General features: G+C 38.0%; 15 protein-coding genes. 6 read left to right on the top strand and 9 right to left on the bottom strand.

The annotated features are described in order from the left end of the window. Window positions 1-86: 86 nt before the first annotated feature. From ACZZZK_RS18180 to ACZZZK_RS18160, 5 genes are all read left to right on the top strand, one after another. Window positions 87-2,483, top strand: a complete 2,397-nt coding sequence (locus ACZZZK_RS18180; RefSeq protein WP_463485353.1) for a TonB-dependent siderophore receptor — start codon at window positions 87-89, stop codon at window positions 2,481-2,483. A gap of 222 nt (window positions 2,484-2,705) precedes the next feature. Beyond that, the gene (gene eno / locus ACZZZK_RS18175; RefSeq protein ID WP_463485352.1) at window positions 2,706-4,001 is read left to right on the top strand and encodes a phosphopyruvate hydratase; all 1,296 of its coding nucleotides are present in this window, start codon (window positions 2,706-2,708) and stop codon (window positions 3,999-4,001) included. A gap of 241 nt (window positions 4,002-4,242) precedes the next feature. Then, a complete protein-coding gene (locus tag ACZZZK_RS18170) occupies window positions 4,243-4,542 on the top strand; it encodes an FtsB family cell division protein (RefSeq protein ID WP_056870073.1) in 300 nt (99 codons plus the stop codon). A 15-nt stretch (window positions 4,543-4,557) separates the two neighbouring features. Beyond that, the gene (locus ACZZZK_RS18165; RefSeq protein ID WP_463485351.1) at window positions 4,558-5,004 is read left to right on the top strand and encodes a hypothetical protein; all 447 of its coding nucleotides are present in this window, start codon (window positions 4,558-4,560) and stop codon (window positions 5,002-5,004) included. A 48-nt stretch (window positions 5,005-5,052) separates the two neighbouring features. Next, window positions 5,053-5,667 (top strand): trimeric intracellular cation channel family protein, encoded by a 615-nt coding sequence (locus ACZZZK_RS18160; RefSeq protein ID WP_463485350.1) that lies wholly within the window; start codon window positions 5,053-5,055, stop codon window positions 5,665-5,667. Window positions 5,668-5,838: 171 nt separating this feature from the next. On the opposite strand, the gene ACZZZK_RS18155 is transcribed toward ACZZZK_RS18160, so the two are convergent. Beyond that, entirely contained in the window at window positions 5,839-7,923 is a 2,085-nt protein-coding gene (locus ACZZZK_RS18155) for a hypothetical protein (protein WP_463485349.1), read from the bottom strand. Window positions 7,924-8,117: 194 nt separating this feature from the next. Between ACZZZK_RS18155 and ACZZZK_RS18150 the strand changes: the two genes are divergently transcribed. Next, window positions 8,118-8,852, top strand: a complete 735-nt coding sequence (locus tag ACZZZK_RS18150) for a L,D-transpeptidase family protein (protein WP_463485348.1) — start codon at window positions 8,118-8,120, stop codon at window positions 8,850-8,852. Between the two features lie 192 nt (window positions 8,853-9,044). Here the strand turns inward: ACZZZK_RS18150 and ACZZZK_RS18145 are convergent, their stop codons facing one another. The 8 genes from ACZZZK_RS18145 to ACZZZK_RS18110 form a co-directional block, all read right to left on the bottom strand. Next, entirely contained in the window at window positions 9,045-9,314 is a 270-nt protein-coding gene (locus ACZZZK_RS18145; RefSeq protein ID WP_463485347.1) for a hypothetical protein, read from the bottom strand. A 352-nt stretch (window positions 9,315-9,666) separates the two neighbouring features. Beyond that, window positions 9,667-10,410: a 3-oxoacyl-[acyl-carrier-protein] reductase gene (gene fabG / locus ACZZZK_RS18140; protein WP_056848729.1), complete on the bottom strand. Its 744-nt coding sequence runs from the start codon at window positions 10,408-10,410 to the stop codon at window positions 9,667-9,669. Window positions 10,411-10,523: 113 nt separating this feature from the next. Beyond that, a complete protein-coding gene (locus ACZZZK_RS18135) occupies window positions 10,524-11,600 on the bottom strand; it encodes an agmatine deiminase family protein (protein ID WP_463485346.1) in 1,077 nt (358 codons plus the stop codon). Between the two features lie 120 nt (window positions 11,601-11,720). Continuing rightward, window positions 11,721-12,596: a carbon-nitrogen hydrolase gene (locus tag ACZZZK_RS18130; RefSeq protein WP_463485345.1), complete on the bottom strand. Its 876-nt coding sequence runs from the start codon at window positions 12,594-12,596 to the stop codon at window positions 11,721-11,723. Window positions 12,597-13,093: 497 nt separating this feature from the next. After that, a complete protein-coding gene (locus ACZZZK_RS18125) occupies window positions 13,094-15,061 on the bottom strand; it encodes an SPFH domain-containing protein (RefSeq protein ID WP_463485344.1) in 1,968 nt (655 codons plus the stop codon). Window positions 15,062-15,587: 526 nt separating this feature from the next. Beyond that, complete coding sequence (locus ACZZZK_RS18120) at window positions 15,588-15,806, bottom strand: cysteine-rich CWC family protein (RefSeq protein WP_463486305.1); 219 nt, start codon at window positions 15,804-15,806, stop codon at window positions 15,588-15,590. A 242-nt stretch (window positions 15,807-16,048) separates the two neighbouring features. Next, on the bottom strand, window positions 16,049-18,433 hold the full coding sequence (locus ACZZZK_RS18115) for a ribonucleoside-diphosphate reductase subunit alpha (RefSeq protein WP_463485343.1): 2,385 nt from the start codon (window positions 18,431-18,433) through the stop codon (window positions 16,049-16,051). A 147-nt stretch (window positions 18,434-18,580) separates the two neighbouring features. Further along, entirely contained in the window at window positions 18,581-19,552 is a 972-nt protein-coding gene (locus tag ACZZZK_RS18110) for a ribonucleoside-diphosphate reductase small subunit (protein WP_056848724.1), read from the bottom strand. Window positions 19,553-19,813: the final 261 nt, after the last annotated feature.

Genomic DNA, 19,813 nt, shown 5'->3' with positions numbered 1-19,813 from the left:
ATTCTTATTTAGAATAATTAAAAATAATTTTCTAATCTCATTTTAATTTCTTTCTTTTGCGCCAACTAAGAATTAATCTAAATAAGATGTATAAAAAATTTACCCTATTTTTTACTTTGATAATGCTGGTTTTCTTGACAAGGGGAACAGTATTAGCCCAATCAAAAAACGGATCGGTATCTGGATCCGTAAAAACGAGTGATGGAAATCCAGCGGCTTTCGTAAGTGTTGGCCTAAAAAACACATCGAAAACAACGCAAAGCGATGAAAGCGGAAACTTCACTATCAAAAATGTAGCTCCTGGAAATTATACTTTAAAAGTATCTGCTGTTGGCGTATCAGCTCAAGAAAAGCAAGTTTCAGTTACAGCTGGCGAAACAGCAACAGTATCTTTTTCTATTGCAGAATCGTCTTCGCAATTGAAAGAAGTGGCCATTAACGGATATAGAACACCTAATACAAAACCAGTAAACCTAGGTAAAATTGCAATTGCGCCAAGAGATCTGCCGCAGGCAGTTCAAATTATCGGCACACAAGTTATTGCCGATCAACAAGTAAATAGTTTGGGCGATGTAATGAAGAATATTAACGGAGTGGCGTTGGGTGCCAACCGTGGCTCTGTTGGAGAAAATTTTTATGCCAGAGGTTATAGTTTAGGTTCGAACAATGTTTTTAAAAACGGTGCCAGAACTACCATTGGTGGAAGTCCTGAAGCCAGCACACTAGAATCAGTTGAAGTTTTAAAAGGTAGTGCTGCCTTATTGTATGGTGGCGTGAGTGGTGGTGCTGTGGTAAACATGGTGACTAAAAAACCTAAATTCGAATATGGAGGTGAGGTTTCTATGCGTGTAGGTAGTTATGATTTGTACAAGCCAATTGTAGATCTGTATGGACCTATTTCTGATAAAATTGCCTTCAGAGTTATCGGTACCTACGAATCTGCTGGAAGTTATAGGGATAATGTATCGTCGAAAAGATTTTATGTTAACCCTTCGTTGTTATACAAAATAAATGATAAAACTGAAGTAATAGTACAAGGAGATTATCTAAAAAGTAATTTTACTCCCGATTTTGGTATAGGGACTATCGGCAACAAATTATCGCCCTTAGGCAGAAATGTTTTTATAAATACCGCATGGGCTTATAACAAAACCAACACAGCAACAGCACAAGCGGCTATCAATCATAAATTTAATGCAGACTGGAAATTGAATGTCAGTGCTTCATTACAATCTTACAATCGCGATTACTTTTCCGCTGAACGTCCTGCAGCGAGCGCTACAGGGATTTGGAACCGTGCCTTAACTCGATCGGATATTGAAGAATTCACCTTTAATCAACAGATCAATTTGACAGGCGCTTTTGAAACAGGGAGTATTAAACATATCTTACTTGTTGGGGCCGATGCAGATCAGGCTAGTACTAAATCAGGAGGCTTTTCGCCAACAGCAATACTACCTGCAGGTAATAACCCTACCTATTACGACACTGTAAATTTACTAGATCCTTTATCGTTTGACAAACCAAGCAACTACAATATGCCTGCAACTACTTTATTAACGAATACAGAGGCATCTGTATTTAGAATGGGTGGTTTTGTTCAGGATTTGGTAAGCCTTACAGAGCAATTTAAAGTTTTGGCAGGTATCCGTTGGTCATTTCAAAAAACGCCTACTACTGATATCACGACTATTGCCAGCGGAGGGGTAAATAAAGGTACAGCAGTAGATAAAATTGATAAAGCATTCTCTCCTAAATTCGGGATTATTTACGAACCGTTAAAAAGCACATCTGTGTATGTTAGCTACTCCAATAACTTTACATCTAATACCGGAATTGATATAGAGACAAATGGCCCGATGGGTCCATCTATAATTGATCAGTATGAAGCTGGCGTTAAAAACGATTTCCTCGGAGGAAAACTCTCAGCAAATTTAACAGTATACAGAATTAAGAATGATAAGTTCGCTCAAACTGCACTTGCAGATCCAACAAAACGAGAGTTTTCAGGAGCGACAGCTAGCGATGGTGTAGAACTGGATTTATCAGGAACAATAGTGTCAGGACTGAATTTTCTAGCAGGTTATAGCTACAACTATATGCGTTATACCTCTACCATTGCAACTGGTATTGTTGAGGGAGAACGTGTAGTAGGTACCACAAAAAATACAGCTAACGCCACATTGTTTTATACCTTTCAAAATGGAGATCTTAAAGGCTTAAAGCTCGGTGCGTCCGCATTTTATACAGGTGATAGAAATGGAGGAAGAAACACAACAAAAAATAATTCATCATCGGGTATTATTCCATTGAGCGCATTTACTACTTTAGATTTCTCAGCAGGATACAGCTGGAAAAAATTCTCACTTTTGGCTAAAATATCAAACATCACAAACGAGTTGAATTATTTCGTTCATGAGAATTATAGTGTTAACCCAATTGCACCACGTCAGTTCTTAACCACACTTTCATATAAATTTTAGTTAAAACGACAATCATAATCTAACCCTAAAGCCAAAAGCTTTGGGGTTTTTTATTTAAATAATTTTCATCAAAAATGGCGACAAATTAGCCAGATCAACGATCGTAACATTAACGCCTGAAACACTTTATTTATTTAAAAAATATACTAACTTTGATTTAAGCTTAGTAATTGTACTTTGTACACTAAGCAGGTTAAAAAATCAACAAAAAATCAAATAGAAATGAGCATAATAGTTAATGTCCATGCCAGACAAATCCTGGATTCGAGAGGCAATCCAACAGTAGAAGTTGAAGTAGTTACAGAAGCAGGCGCTTTTGGCCGTGCAGCTGTACCAAGCGGTGCATCTACCGGGCAATATGAAGCTGTTGAATTACGTGATGGAGATAAATCGACCTATTTAGGAAAAGGTGTTTTAAAAGCTGTTGAAAATGTAAATACTAAAATCGCCACTGCTTTACGAGGTATTGATGTTTTCGAGCAAAACGCTATCGATAAATTAATGTTGGAGCTTGATGGTACTGAAAACAAAGGTAATTTAGGTGCTAATGCAATTTTAGGCGTTTCTTTAGCTGTTGCTAAAGCTGCTGCCGATGAAATTGGTCAGCCTTTATACCGCTACATTGGTGGCGTTAACGCAAATACTTTACCGATTCCGATGATGAATATCATTAATGGTGGTTCTCACTCTGATGCCCCGATCGCATTCCAGGAGTTTATGATTATGCCAGTTGGTGCACCATCTTTCTCGGAAGCTTTACGTTGGGGAACTGAAGTTTTCCATAGCTTGAAGAAAATTCTTCACGATAGAGGTCTATCAACTGCTGTAGGTGATGAAGGTGGCTTCGCTCCTACTTTTGATGGTACTGAAGATGCAATCGAAACAGTTTTAAAAGCGATTGAAACGGCTGGTTACAAACCAGGTTCTCAAATTTGTTTGGCATTAGATTGTGCATCATCTGAGTTTTACAAAGATGGTAAATACGATTACACTAAATTTGAAGGCGCTACCGGCGTAATTCGTTCAAGCGAAGAGCAAGCACAATATTTAGCCGATCTTTCAGCAAAATATCCAATTATCTCTATTGAAGATGGTATGGATGAAAATGACTGGACAGGTTGGAAAAGCTTAACAGATAAAATTGGCGACCATGTACAATTGGTTGGTGATGATTTATTTGTTACAAACGTTACGCGTTTACAACGTGGTATCGATGAAGACACTGCAAACTCAATCTTGGTAAAAGTTAACCAAATTGGTTCTCTAACTGAAACCATCAATGCAGTAACTTTGGCTCAAAACAACGGTTATACTTCAGTAATGAGTCACCGTTCTGGAGAAACTGAAGATGTTACCATTGCTGATTTAGCTGTTGCATTGAACTGCGGACAGATTAAAACAGGTTCTGCATCTCGTTCAGACAGGATTGCAAAATACAATCAATTATTACGTATTGAAGAAGAGTTAGGCGAAAACGCTCGTTTCATCGGTTCTAAATTTAAATACGCTAAGAAATAAACCCCTAAATCCCCTAAAGGGGACTTAAGGAAATGCCGTAAAGCCCCTTTAGGGGTTTGGGGTGTTAACAAGTTGAAAAACTTATTTATAGAACATCCGGAGATTTAAAATCTTCGGATGTTTTTTTATACATTTACGTTATTGCGAGGCACGAAGCAATCTTACTACCAAAGCGAAGCTAAAAAACCTATCGCTTTAAGATTGCTTCGTACCTCGCAATCACGATTTTTTCGAGAGAATTATGAAACGTTTAATAGACCTTTTCCGTAATAAATATTTCCTTGCAACGGCTGCTTTTGCGGTTTGGATGCTGTTTTTTGATAAAAATGACATGATGTCGCAATACGAATACCGGAGCCAGGCGAATAAATTACAAGAAGAAAAGGAGTATTTCGAAAAAGAAACCGCTCAGGTTAAAAAAGATCTAAACGAACTGAGTACCAATCTAAATACCGCTGAAAAATTCGCTCGCGAAAAGTATTTCATGAAAAAAGATAACGAAGATGTTTTTGTTATTATTCATGAGGAAAAGAAGGATTAACCTATACAACAACCAATGCGCACTTCTAAATTACTTGCCTCCGCTCTTGTCCTTATTTTTTTATCTGCCAGTTGTAACTTTAGCCGAACCTATTTGAATCGGGAGGAAGATAAACAGGAGGCTGTTAAGGTTGTAGATCAGTTTTACGATCGGGTTGCCGAAGGCAAATATGACGCTGTGGATACACTCTTTAGCTCAGAATTTTGGAAAGTTACGTCAAAAGAAAAACTTCATAATCTCTTAATTAAGAAGAAAGAAAAACTTGGCAAGCTTAATACTAAAATACTCGCTAAGTGGGAAACTAAAAGAATTGAGAGCAGCAATCCCTCGTCAAATTATGCTTTGTTATATGATAATAAATATGATAAATTCGAAGCCAAAGAATCTTTTAGGTTGGTAATGGAAAAGAACCAGATTAAGATAATTGCCTTCAATACTAATTCAGACGCCTTTCTTCAATAATCTCCGAGAAAATTTCTACGGGGTATTGCAATTAAAATTTCTCCCGATATGCTCCACATTTTATACATCATCGCTATTACTGCCGAAGCCATGACCGCTGCGCTATCTGCTGGCAGAAGAGATATGGATTGGGTTGGTGTTTGTATTATTGCCTGGGTTACTGCGTTAGGCGGTGGAACGGTTAGAAATGTATTGTTCGGTCACTATCCGATGAGTTGGGTTGAACATCCTGAATACCTGGTTATTACCGCTGCCGCTGCTTTGCTCGCTGCATTCATCGCATCTGTAATGACGAAACTTAAAAAGCTATTTCTGTACCTGGATGCAATGGGTTTAGTTGTATTTACAATTATTGGTTGCCAGGTTGCACAGCAAATGCATTTGCCTTATCTAATCGTTTTATTCAGTGGCATGATCACTGGCTGTGCCGGCGGTGTGCTAAGAGATGTGCTTTGTAATGAAGTTCCGTTTCTTTTCAGGAAAGAAATTTATGCTAGTGCGGCAATCGTTACGGGAGCAGTTTATATCGGCGTGGAACATTTCCATGGAAGTGAAATTCTAGCCACCGTGCTTGCTGCTGTGATAGGTTTAACGCTCAGGCTACTTTCGATAAAATATAAATGGCACATGCCCAAATTTGTTTACAAGGAGGAGTGGCACTAGTTTAGTTTGTAGTTGTCAGTTTTGAGTTAAAACAAGGCCTCCTAAATTTTACGCAAAACCAAGAGCAGCACAAGAATGAATTAGATGCCCAACTTTGTGCCCTCTGCGCCCTTTACTTTGTGTACTTTGCGGTTAATAGGCAACTAAAACTCTAAACGCTCAATTTAAAACTTATAGTTCCCCATTTCTTTTCCTTAAAAACCACTCAACGCTTAGTAAAATCAGGATCAACCCAAACAACCATTTAAGATTAATGAGTTCGTCATACTTACGGTCTTCGTAGCTGATGGTTTTAATATTCTCGTTCTTCAGGATTTCATCGGCTATTTTTAATAAATCTGCTGGCATAAAAAGCCTGCCATTGCTTTGTTTAGAAATGGTATTCAGCAATTGGTGATTAGCTGTTGTTTGCTGATATTCTGCTATGAGCGCATTCACATAGAAACTTCCTGCAGCGGTAAATTTTTGACCACCTAGTGAAGTATTGGCTACATAAGAATAATTTCCCGCAGCCATTGCTCCTGCATCAAGTAGATAGCCTTTGTCAGTTTTAGAGAAAACGTAGTTAAAAAGCTTTCCGGCATCATTTTTTATTTGCAAGTTCACTTCAGGCTCATTTACGGGCTGATAACTTTCATTGTAAAGTGTTCCATTTAATTGAACCGATTCATTTTCATCGTAAGCAGATTTAGATGAAAAAACTTTAAATCTTCTCTTATCATCCTTTACCGAAAGATATTGAACGGTTTGAGAAATTAAGTTATTTATACTCGATTGTTCAATCTCATTTTCAGCGGCTGATAACTTCCATCGCCACAGGCCCTCACCCATTAAATAACCAGCTTTTAAACCATTTTCATTAGTGAAAAACAGTAAGGGTTGTTGCGTACTCACTTTGCCTATCCGCTGATTAAAAACTGGGCTGGCACTTGCATTTACTGTCAATCTACCGAAAGGCATCAATAATGGATCGAGACCCGAAAACTGCTTTTTGTCTTCCTCTGATAAATTGAAGCTGGTAAATCCATTTGCAAAATCTGGATAAACCTCTTGAACAGAGCCGTTAGCAGCACTTAAATTAACTTGATTCTGAATTTGGTTGAAAGCATTCACATTGCTTTGTGCACCTAAAATATACCATATTGGCTTCTTTAAAGCCGTCACCTTTTGCAAAAATGACGCAGAAATATTCTGCGCATCCGGCAACTGATACAACACAATCAAATCAAATTTAGAGGGATCTATCGCATTTAAATCATCCGCCAATGCGAGTTTAGCCTCGTAATGTTTGTTGAGAGAAATCGCTTCTTTTAAAACCCCGAGATCCGGATGCGGAGCTGCTGCAGCTAATAATACCTTTTGTCTGCCATCAATTACTTCTACATAGAACGTTTGTGAATTATTTTTTGTCGTAATTTCATTAGACAGTGCACCAACCTGAACGGTATACTTTTGCACACCAATTTTACCAGCATGTAATTTAACAGAAACCGTTTTAACAAATGAATTTCCAGTAATTGCAATATTTTGTTGCTCAACTTTAGCACCGTTCTGACTCACCGTTAAAGCCGTATTTTCTCGGTCGCTTTGGAACGCCCGCACCTGAACTTCTATCGTAAAATCATCGTCTAAATGAACGATATTGTTATAGTTTACATTCGAAATTAAAATATCCCGCTTTGGAATGCTATCACCCAAAGCAATGGTATATACTGGTGAATTGATCTGATTGATACTGTACAAAGGATTCCCGCCGTGGTTAAAGATCCCGTCCGTTGCCAAAACGATTGCTCCAACGTTTCTGTTGGTATATTCATCTCTTATTTTTTGAAAAAAAGCACTTGCATCGGTTAGCTTCCCCTGGTTCTTAAAATTGAAACCGTCGCCAACAGAATCGCCAAAGTTGTAGGCTTTTACCTCATACTTGTCTGAAAGTCTATCGTAGAGGGCCTTTAGGTTTTGTTCGTATAATTTTTGCTCGAAACCAGCTGCTTTAGCCTGGCCGACCGACAGTGAATTATCTTGGCCGATAATGATGACAGGCTTATCTAAATGGTAATTAAGTGTTTTGATTAAAGGCGCAAATAGTAGCCAGGCAATAGCGGCAACAGCAATAATTCTGATGGCAGTTAACCCATATTTCAGTTTCTTATCAAGATTTTTATTGCTCCGATATAGCAGCCAGGCATATAAAATTCCCAAAGCGAGGCAACCTATGAAATACAAAATAGAAGTACCGGCAAAAAAACTGTTCATATTTTATAAAGATGCTAATTTTGTATTTAACCGCAAAGAAAGGTATTGAAGCTTTTACCATGGAGATTTTAATGTTTGCAAATTTTGCCACGGAAACACTGAAAGCAGGGAAAAATGGTTTTCATTCCGTGTAAATCTGTGTTTCCGTGGCATGCTTTACGAATAAATATTTAGCTTTAGCCAAACAAAATTTCATGAAATTAATCTTTTTAACGTTTCTTTTATCTATCGGTATAATGGCCAGTGCCCAAAACAATTTCAAAGCGACCCAAATTAAATTCGAACGAGTAGAAAAAGCTTACAACGAGAAATGGGGAACTTTAGAAAAATTCGTGAAAGCTGCTGATTTTGGTAATGATTTTTCCATGCTCATTAACGCCTATAAAGCCGAGGGAAAATTAGAAGTTTGGTTAAAATCTAAATCAGCCAAAAGCTATTCTTTATTCAGAAGTTACGATTTCTGTGCGCATTCTGGTACTCTTGGTCCGAAAGTTAAAGAAGGCGACGGGCAAACACCCGAAGGCTTTTATTACATCAATGTCTTTAATCCGATGAGTAATTTCCATTTATCGCTCGGGGTTAATTATCCAAATGCAGTTGACTTAGCCAGGACAGGCAAAAATAGAAAAACTGGCGGCGACATTTACATCCATGGCAATTGCGTAACCGTGGGTTGTATTCCGCTTACGGATGAAAAAATTAAAGAAGTTTATGTTTTAGGTGTGGAGGCAAGAAATAACGGGCAGGATAAAATTCCAGTTAATATTTATCCGTTTAAAATGACAAATGCCAATATGCAAAAGTATTCAGCTCAATTTTCTGCACAGCTTAGCTTTTGGAAAACACTTCAACCAGGCTATTTGGCCTTTGAGAAGCACAAAAATATGGCAGATGTTAAGGAAGTGAAAGGGAAATATGCTATAAAATAAAACCTGCTAGACTTTTCGCCTTTAAGCTTGATTGCTGGTCGAGATTTATAATCTCGATCGATTGATTTATAGATTTGTAATCCATATGCTTCGATGATTAACGATACTGGATTGCAAATTCCGACTAGTGAGTAATGAACGGGAATTTTTAGTAAAATAAATGTGTTGCGCTTTTTACAACAGGTTTTAAAATTAAAAACCTCCTTTAACTTTGTTTCTTCGTTGAATTAAATAGGTTATGGCAAATGTAGTTGAAGCTACTATTAACACATCAGTTATAAAAGCTAAAACAATAAAATTGTGTCTGGTTTCTGGTTCAGGATATCTTTTACCTCCCGAATATTCATAAAAAGAGAAAGGGAAACCCATCGAGTTATTACCATCAGATGCACTATTAAAACTAAACGATAGTAGAAATATGAGTATCGTTACACCAATGCTAATTAAAATTCTTTTTCTCATAGCCATCATCGAAACGCTTGCTGGTCGAGATTTACAAGCTCGATCGATTGAATTGTGGATTTGTAATCCATATTTTTAGATGATTAGAAAGAGGGATTGCAAATCCCGACTAGCAAGACTAGTTAAAATTCTTTTTCTCATAGCCATCATATAAACGCTTGCTGGTGAGATTTATAATCTCGATCAATTGAATTATGGATTTGTAATCCATATTTTTGATTGATTAAGAAGCCGGGATTGCAAATCCCGGCTAGCGAGACTAGTTTAAATTCTTTTTCTCATAGCCATCATATAAACTGTAAAAGGTGGAAGTAACCCCCCACCTTAAACATTTAAACCTCTTGCCTTTCTTTTACAGCATCCCGCCGCAAACAGAAAGCGTTTGCCCGGTTACGTAAGCACTCATATCCGATGCCAAGAACACACAAACATTTGCAATATCTTCCGTTTCACCAGCACGTTTTAATGGAATATCCTTCTCCCAACCAGCAACAACTGCCGGGTCTAAAACCTCAGTCATCTCTGTACGGATAAAACCTGGAGCAACCACGTTAGCACGAATATTTCTTGAGCCTAATTCTTTAGCAACTGATTTTGTAAAACCGATAATTCCGGCTTTTGATGCGGCATAGTTTGCTTGTCCTGCGTTGCCGGTAATACCAACCACAGAACTCATATTGATAAAAACACCTTTACGGGCTTTCATCATTACTTTAGAAGCAGCTTTAGTCACATTGAAGATCGATTTTAAGTTGATGTTAATTACATCATCCCAGTTCTCTTCGCTCATTCTCATTAATAAACCATCTTTGGTAATACCGGCATTATTTACAACAATGTCGATTGTTCCAAACTCTGCTACAATATCATTGATCAGCTGTTCTGCTTGGTCAAATTTTGAGGCGTCAGAACGGTAACCTTTAACTTTTGTGCCAAAGCTTTGTAATTCTTGCTCCAAAGCCTCGCCTTTTTCTACTGATGATAAATATGTAAAAGCAACGTTAGCGCCTTGCTCAGCAAATTTTTCAGCTATTTTACGACCAATACCTTTAGATGCGCCTGTAATTAATGCTGTTTTTCCTTCTAGTAATTTCATAACCCCTAAATCCCCTAAAGGGGACTTTTATATAATGTATAAAAATTTAAACTGTTGTAAAGTTAATACTTAAAACGAAATTGACTAATGACTTTCGACTTAAGACTAACGACCTAAACCGCTGGCTCCTGCTGGCTCAAGCAATGAAAACTGCCTAAGCCCCAAATAATATCGACTGAATTGATGCCAATTACCCTTCTATCCGGGAAACAACCTTGAATAATATCCAATGCTTTTTGGTCATTCACATCATCGAAAACGGGAACAATTACAGCTGCATTTGCAATATAAAAATTAGCATAAGAAGCAGGCAATCGAGTATCTTCAAAAATTACTGGCGATGGCATTGGCAGCTCCACAATGTTCAGCGAGCGACCATCTTTCAGTTTCATTGCCTTTAAAGCTTCCAGGTTTTCCTGCAACAGGAGATAGTTTTCATCCAGCGGGTTGCTTTCCACAACGGTTAGAACAGTATCTTCATTCACGAAACGTGTGATATCATCAATATGACCGTCAGTATCGTCGCCTACAATTCCATCACCTAACCACAAAACCTGCTCCTGTCCATAATACTCAAGCAGGTATTTTTCTATCTGCTCTTTAGTTAAATGCGGATTGCGATTTTCGTTGAGCAAACAAGCCGTTGTGGTTAAAATGGTTCCTGCACCATTGAATTCTACAGAACCACCTTCCATTACGATATCAGGAATAAATAAAGGCAAATCAAAATGTTGAGCAATTTTTGTTGGCACTACATCATCCAAATCAAAAGGAGGATATTTTCCGCCCCAGGCATTGTAACCCCAATCTACTACCGCTTTTTCGTTTCCCTTAACCACAAACGCTGGGCCATGGTCACGGCACCAGGCATCGTTCGTTTCATTGAAATAGAATTCAATCTGCGATAAATCAGCACCAACTTTTGTTAATTCAGCGATAGCAAAAACCTTCATTTCCTCGTCCTTAACATTTATACGAACTATTTCGCCTTCTGCAACAGCTTTAATGAATTCACAGTATGGCTTGTAAATCGTTTCGATTTTTCCTGGCCAACTCGCCTCTTTATGCGGCCAACTTAACCAAGTGGCTTCATGTTTCGCCCATTCAGCAGGGAAAACATAGCCCTGTTTTTTCGGAGAATAATCGAATTGATTGATATTTAAATGTTCTTTGGGTGGGAAATTTGACATTTTATTTTGTCTTATAATTTTAGAGGTGTCACATTGAGCTTGGCGAAATTTTAAGTTCTTCGACAGGCTCAGGATGACACCTAGGAATATAGCTTAAACTCTCTACTTTAACCTTTCGATTTAATCGTTATCAATATATCTTTTCGTAATCGGCTGGTAAGAGTCAATCCTTCTATCTCTCAAAAACGGCCAGTGCTTACGCATGAAATCACTTTGATCTAAATCCAGCTCTACCACTTCGGTTTCTTCCTGATCGTGTGAAGCCAGATAAAGCAGTTTACCTTGTGCGTTGGTTGCAAAACTTCCTCCCCAGAATTTCATTCTTCCTTCCTGCTCAAAACCCACACGATTTACACTTACAACCGGAACGCCGTTGGCTACTGAATGCGAACGTTGAATGGTTTGCCATGCATTATATTGGTCTTTATTGGTTTCTTCATCCTGTGTTGTATCCCAACCAATTGCAGTTGGATAAAACATAATATCAGCGCCCATCAAAGCGGTAATCCGTGATGCTTCCGGATACCACTGATCCCAACAAATCAAGATACCAATTTTGGCAAACTTGGTTTCGAAAACCTTGTACCCTAAATCACCCGGAGTAAAATAGAATTTTTCATAGTAAGCTGGATCATCAGGGATATGCATTTTACGGTATTTCCCTAAATAGGAACCATCAGCATCCAAAACAGCGGTTGTATTGTGGTACAAGCCTTCAGCACGTTTCTCAAATAAAGAAGCGATTACCACAACGCCAAGCTCCTTAGCTACCTCCTGTAAAGCAGCAGTCGATGGCCCAGGAATTTTCTCAGCTAAATCGAAGTTATCGTAATCTTCTACATCGCAGAAATATAAAGAAGTAAAAAGCTCTTGCAAGCATACGATTTGCGCACCTTTCGCGGCTGCCTCTCTTACTTTTACAATTGCTTTATCTAAATTTTCCTGCTTATCTTTAGTACAAGTCATTTGTACCAAGCCAACTTTTACTTTCTTCATTTCTTAAAATTATTGGATGAAAGAATGATAGAATGAATGAATTTGTAAAGCATTCAACCATTTCCCAAAGGGATGCCTTTGGTACAAAATTCTTTCACTCTAAATTAGGTTGCAAAGTTACTATTTTGTTTAAAAGTAGAAGGGCATAATTATGTAATTGTTTTTTGAAAAGCAATGGCAGTACTTAAATTATTGTTAGTCGGGCTATCCGTTAAATCTTTTTGTGATTGCTACATTTTAACCTTGTCGAAGTGCAACAAAAAGGATATCACTCCTATCCCGTTTAGGTGGCGAATCTTCTGCCACTATTCTTGATTGCAAAGCGTATAAATTTGGCTGAAGCCTTCAAAAACTCTACATTATTCAGGCAGCTAAAGCAGCCTGCAATGAACAGCCAATCTAATAGACACATCGCATTTCATTGCCGTTCGGCTTCAGCCAACGGATACTAAAAAAGGCCTCGATTTTCATCGAGGCCATTTACATTTAAAATCAAATTAAGGATGAATGTTATCCCTTTTAGGTATTGGTTTTGTTTCTACAATTTCGGCAACCGCTATCACCTCTTTTCGTTGTTGCGGGTCCATTAGCTCCATTAACTTCAAGCCTAATAAACCATCCATTGCTGTGCCGCCATTATTACCCCCATTTCCACCAATCAACACATCAGGAATTAGCTTAACATTACCTTTAGATAATTCTTCGGTAATTTTATAACGCGTAAAGTTTTCGCCACCCAAAGCCTTAACAGCTAATTCATAGGCTTCGGCCGTAGATTTACCGATAGCTAAAATTTTCCCAGCTTCGGCTCCACCTGTTAAAGAAATTTGTTCAGCTTCTGCCGAAGCCCTTAACTTAATCGCTTCAGAATCTGCTTGTGCCCTTGCTTTTGTTGCTTCGGCTTCTGCATGTGCCCTCATTTTGGTTGCTTCTGCTTCGGCACCAACAGCTAATTTCACACCGGCTGCATCACCTTCCGATTTTTTTACCGTTGCACTTGCGGTACGCTCGGCAATCTCCACACTTTGTTGTGCCTTAACAATGTCCTTTTGCATATCAGCAATAGCAGTTTCTTTTTCCATTCCCTGACGTGTTTCCTGTGCTTGTTTCTGGGTTTCATAAGTTACTTTTTGCTCTTCTGCAATTTTACGATCGGTTAAGGTTTTCATCAACGATTCTGGTGGAACAATGTCGCCAATCAAGGTATCAACTGCGTTTACATTATATTCATCAAGCACTTTTCGGATATGTTCTTTTGCAGATTCTTGACGTTCTTTACGCGTACTTAAGAAAGCGATCACATCGCTTCCCTGTGCCGAGTTACGGAAATAGTTACCAATAGTTGGTTCCAAAACCTGCGAAACCAAGTTTACCATGTTACCAAAACGGGCAATTACTTTTGGTGCTTCAGTTGTTGGAACATGAATAATTTGAGCTACATCCAAATTGAAAGGAAAACCGTCTTTGGAACGTACTGTAATGGTAGATAAATTTTTATCCAAATTATGTGCTTCACTTCTTGCAGATGCCCAGTTTAAAACCAGGTTTGTTGTAGGCACTAATTCCACTTTCATAATGTACTTGTTAATTGGATATTTACCGGGGCCAAGTGGTTCTAGCCAAACCCCTTTCGAGCCTTTCCCAACAATGTTACCATGTTTAAAATCGGCACCGGTTAAATCGTTTCCATCGGTACCAATAAAGGAGATCACCACGCCTACATAGCCAATCGCGATTTCAGTCATCGGAATTTCCTCCAACTGAATAGCCCAAGGATTAAGGTTGTAAGAACCTGCTAAAATTACTTGTGGCTGTAATCCCCTATTTCCTCCAGCTTTGATAAAATTATCAAAGTTCTGGAAATTGTTATGTCCTTCTACCAATTTACCAGCAATCTGGTTGGCTTCAATCGGCAAACCATCAAGGGTTGTTACAATACCCACCATACTTTCCTGAATACGAATCATATCGGTAACGGAAACTTGAAAAAGCATGGTGTTTATACGATACGAACCTGAAGTAATGTAGGAGGTCTGCCGGCCTCTCTGACCTCCGTTTTCCAGGAACTTTACAGCATCCTGAAAATTATCAGATTCTACTCGTTGTCCGAGGATATTTCCGGTGGGAATTTCCGAACCATCTTTGGCCATGATTAAACCAATTTTACCTTCTGGAATGATGGTAAATTGTTCCATGGTTACGCTATACTGCCAAAACCACATTCCAAAATATAATCCAGGCGCTAATGTTTTACCTTGGAAACCCGCTTCGCCTTTTACGGCAATGATACGCCCGTCGGGCAGTTCTCTGTCTGAACCAAAGAGCACGAATTTTTTGGTAATTAACCCGATTCTATCTTCGGGAACAATGACCATCCCAAATAAGAAGCGTAAAATATATTTGTATAAAACCATGCACAACAGTGCCACTAAAACCCACCAGTAATTAGAAATGAGCGCTTCCATAATAATATGTATTTTCTATTTTTTCTGCTGATAAACCATTTATCAGCTAGCATATTGTTATCAAAAGGAATGCGCCATTTACAAAAAACACTCAAGGTAAGAATATATATTTCTTTCCATTTTAAGGGCTCAGATCTGATTTGAGACAACGCATTTATAAAATACCAACTGAACTTGACATTTCTGAGAATGACCGAATAGACAAAAGAAAAAGAGTCAAAATTAAGGGTTTAGATATGGAGTGATTTGTTCGAACGAAAACCTGGCAAAATTTAAATTTTTCTTACTTTAAGCTGTCCTATTTCGGACCTTAAGATGTGACTAATAAAATAGACGGTTTGTTTTTGTTGGTGTTTATTCACTTACTTAAGTAATATAAACCCGATTGAATGGATGCCAATTTTTTTCTAATTGGCAGGAAGAAAAGCGGGGCTGATATAGCCCAAAAGTGCAGAACATTGCTTTTCAAAAAAATTGAAGCAGATTGAATTTAGTATAGAGATGCTTTTAAGATTTTGCAAGTTAATTACACTCCTATCTCTTCCCTGTATTGTTGTTGTAACTCGAAAAGGCATTTAGCGCATAAACAACCATCGTATAACTCAGAAATGTATTGAACTTCGTTAATGCTCAATTGTACCACGCTACACTGACATTTAGTGTATGAATTTGCCTTGCATTCAATAGCCGTTCCGCATCTTTCGCAGGGAATGATTTCGTGTTTGCTATGTTTTTGGGTGTTCATTGGTTCAATGGTCAGTAGTTCATTGGTATTTGGCGCATTACAGTAATGAACCATTGACAGATGAACTATTAAACTAAAACCAAAAGTAAGGACAAAAAATAAGGTTTTGAGCGTTTGCCCAAAACCTTACGATATTATTAGATTCGTCATCCTGAACTTGTTTCAGGAACTATTCGAACAGATGCTGAAATAAATTCAGCAAGACGATCGTTTTAAAAGTCCCCTTTAGGGAATTTAGGGGTTTAACCTGAACAGCTAATGCAGCCTTCTTCCATTGAACAAACTGGTCCGTCAACGATTTCTTCTGCAACCTGGTCTTGAGTCATTTCAGCAGGAATAACTGCTTCAATTGCCTTACCACCTTGGTTTTCTACAGTAAATTTAACCGCTTGAGATGCTGCTTGAGTACGTAAGTAATACATACCGGTTTTCAAACCTTTCTCCCATGCATAGAAGTGCATTGAAGTTAATTTTGAAGTATTCGGTGCATTTACGAACAAATTCAATGATTGTGATTGACAGATATATGCGCCACGATCTGCAGCCATATCGATGATGTTACGCATCTTAATCTCCCAAACAGTTTTGTACAATTCTTTAATATAATCAGGAATTGCAGCAATACCTTGGATTGAACCGTTAGCCAATATGATCTGGTTTTTCATATCGTTGTTCCACAAACCTAATGCTACTAAGTCTTTTAATAAGTGTTTGTTTACTACTACGAACTCTCCACTTAATACACGACGGGTGTAAATGTTTGAGGTATATGGTTCGAAGCATTCGTTGTTACCTAGAATTTGAGAGGTAGATGCAGTTGGCATTGGCGCAACCAATAATGAGTTGTATACACCATCTTTAACTACTTTCTTACGTAAAGCATCCCAATCCCATCTTCCGCTATCTGGTGTTACATTCCATAAATCAAACTGGAATTTACCTTTTGATAATGGCGAACCTTTAAACGTTTGGTAGGGACCATTTTTCACAGCTAAATCGTTTGAAGCTGTCATCGATGCGAAATAAATCGTTTCGAAAATATCTTTGTTTAAACGTTTTGCCTCATCACTTTCGAAAGGTAAGCGCAATAAAATAAAGGCATCGGCCAAACCTTGAACACCTAAACCAACCGGACGGTGACGCATGTTTGAGTTTTCAGCTTCCTGAACCGGATAATAGTTATGGTCGATGATCTTATTCAGGTTTAAAGTAGCCTGATAAGTTACATCGTATAATTTTTGGTGATCGAAAGCGCCATTGATTACAAAACGTGGTAAAGCTAATGATGCCAGGTTACAAACCGCAACCTCATCTTTAGAAGTGTACTCAATAATCTCCGTACATAAGTTAGAAGACTTGATTGTACCCAGGTTTTGTTGGTTAGATTTGCTGTTAGCTGCATCTTTAAATAACATGTAAGGTGTACCTGTCTCAATTTGAGAATCTAAAATAGCAAACCAAAGTTCTTGAGCTTTGATCGTTTTACGTCCACGGCCTTCAACTTCATATTTCGTATAAAGATCTTCAAATTCTTTACCGAAACAATCTGCTAAACCTGGAGCTTCGTGCGGGCAGAATAATGTCCAATCGCCATTGTCTTTAACACGTTGCATAAACAAATCGTTAATCCAAAGCGCATAGAATAAATCACGGGCACGCATTTCTTCTTTACCGTGGTTTTTACGTAAGTCTAAGAATTCGAAAACATCTGCATGCCATGGTTCCAAATAAATAGCGAAAGCACCTTTACGTTTGCCTCCGCCCTGATCTACATAACGGGCAGTATCGTTAAATACACGCAACATTGGAATGATACCGTTACTCGTACCGTTTGTACCGCCAATATACGAACCCGTTGCACGGATGTTGTGGATGCTTAAACCAATACCACCAGCACTTTGAGAAATTTTAGCGGTTTGTTTTAATGTATCATAAATCCCTTCAATGCTGTCATCTTGCATAGTTAATAAGAAACATGAAGACATTTGAGGTTTAGGTGTAGCGGCGTTGAACAAAGTCGGAGTAGCATGGGTAAACCAACGCTCGCTCATTAAGTTATACGTTTTAATTGCACTCTCGATATCCTCTTTGTGGATACCAACAGAAACACGCATGAATAAGTGTTGCGGACGCTCAACAATTTTACCGTTCACTTTTAAAAGGTAAGATTTCTCTAACGTTTTGAAACCGAAATAGTCGAAACCAAAATCACGGTCGTAAATGATAGAACTATCTAATATATCTTTGTTTTTTTCGATGATTTCGTACACATCATCAGCGATAAGCGGTGCTGCTTTCTGCGCTTTCGGGTCGAAATATTCGTACAACATTTTCATCGTACCCGAGAATGACTTGGTAGTGTTCTTATGCAAGTTAGAAACCGCGATACGCGAAGCTAACAAAGCATAATCAGGATGTTTCGTAGTTAACGATGCAGCAGTTTCTGCAGCAAGGTTATCCAACTCTGAAGTGGTTACGCCATCATATAAACCTTCGATTACCTTTTTGGCAACATCGATTGGGTCTACCAGTTCTGCGTTTAAACCATAGCACAGTTTTTGAATTCTGGCTGTGATTTTGTCAAATTGCACCGCCTCTTTGCGGCCATCTCTTTTTAGTACGAACATAATTTTTGAGATTTTTCTTTAATGATTGAATGAGTGAGTTTTGAATGAGTGATTTTCTTATCAACCTTTCGAACCAACTCGTAATGTTTTATTTATTTTTCCGAATGATAAAAGAGCATTCTATCATTCATTAATTCAAAATTTTAACTAGAAGTCTTCGTCTAAAGAAAACGCTTGTTTGTTGTTATCAGCAGAAGTTAATACACCACTTTTCTGGTAATCGCCAACGCGTTTTTCAAAGAAATTAGTTTTACCCTGCAATGAAATCATTTCCATAAAATCGAACGGATTGGTTGCATTATAGATTTTCTTATAACCCAATTCCTGTAACCATCTATCGGCCACAAATTCGATGTATTGGCTCATCAACTTCGCGTTCATTCCGATTAGAGCAACCGGTAATGCATCGGTAATAAATTCTTTTTCAATCTCAACCGCATCGCTGATGATAGAATGAACTTGCTCTTCACTCAATTTATTGCTTAACATGCTATATAACAAGCAAGCAAATTCGCAGTGCGAACCTTCATCTCTGGAAATTAACTCGTTACTGAAAGTTAATCCTGGCATTAAACCACGTTTTTTCAACCAGAAGATAGAACAAAAACTTCCGCTGAAGAAAATACCTTCAACAGCAGCAAACGCTACCAAACGCTCAGCAAAAGTTCCGTTTTCAATCCAGCGAAGCGCCCATTCTGCCTTTCTTTTTACTGCCGGAACAGTATCAATAGCGTGGAATAAACGATCTTTTTCTTCAGGATCTTTGATATAAGTATCAATTAATAAAGCATAGGTTTCGGCATGGATGTTTTCCATCATAATCTGGAAACCATAAAAACAACGAGCTTCTGGCAACTGCACTTCACTCATGAAATTTACCGCCAGGTTTTCGTTAACAATACCATCACTAGCAGAAAAGAAAGCAAGGATGTGAGAAATGAAATGTCTTTCGCCATCATTTAAACTATCCCAGTGCTTTTGGTCATCAGAAAGATCGATTTCTTCTGCTGTCCAGAAACTAGCTTCGGTCTTTTTATACATTTCCCAAATTGCCGGGTATTTTATCGGCAAAAGCACAAATCTATCTTTGTTTTCTTGTAGTAATAATTCCTGTTCCATATCTGATACTTTAATATTTTATTCCATTTTAGTTAGAGCCGACAAAACCACGCATCCACCAATTTTATATAGTGATTGAAATGTTTCGTATTAAAACTCTAAGGCAAGTGTTAACCCTTGGCGAATGACAAACAACAGAGTCTTTAGTCGGGAAAATTTAGATTTGTTATCAGAGTGATACACCTGTAAATTACTAAAAACTAAGCTTTTATATTTGTTTTCAAACGCAAGAAGTTAAAGAACTTTGTTATAACAAATATA

This window comes from Pedobacter sp. AC163 (assembly GCF_979258665.1).
This window is presented reverse-complemented; position numbering and strand designations above follow the sequence as displayed.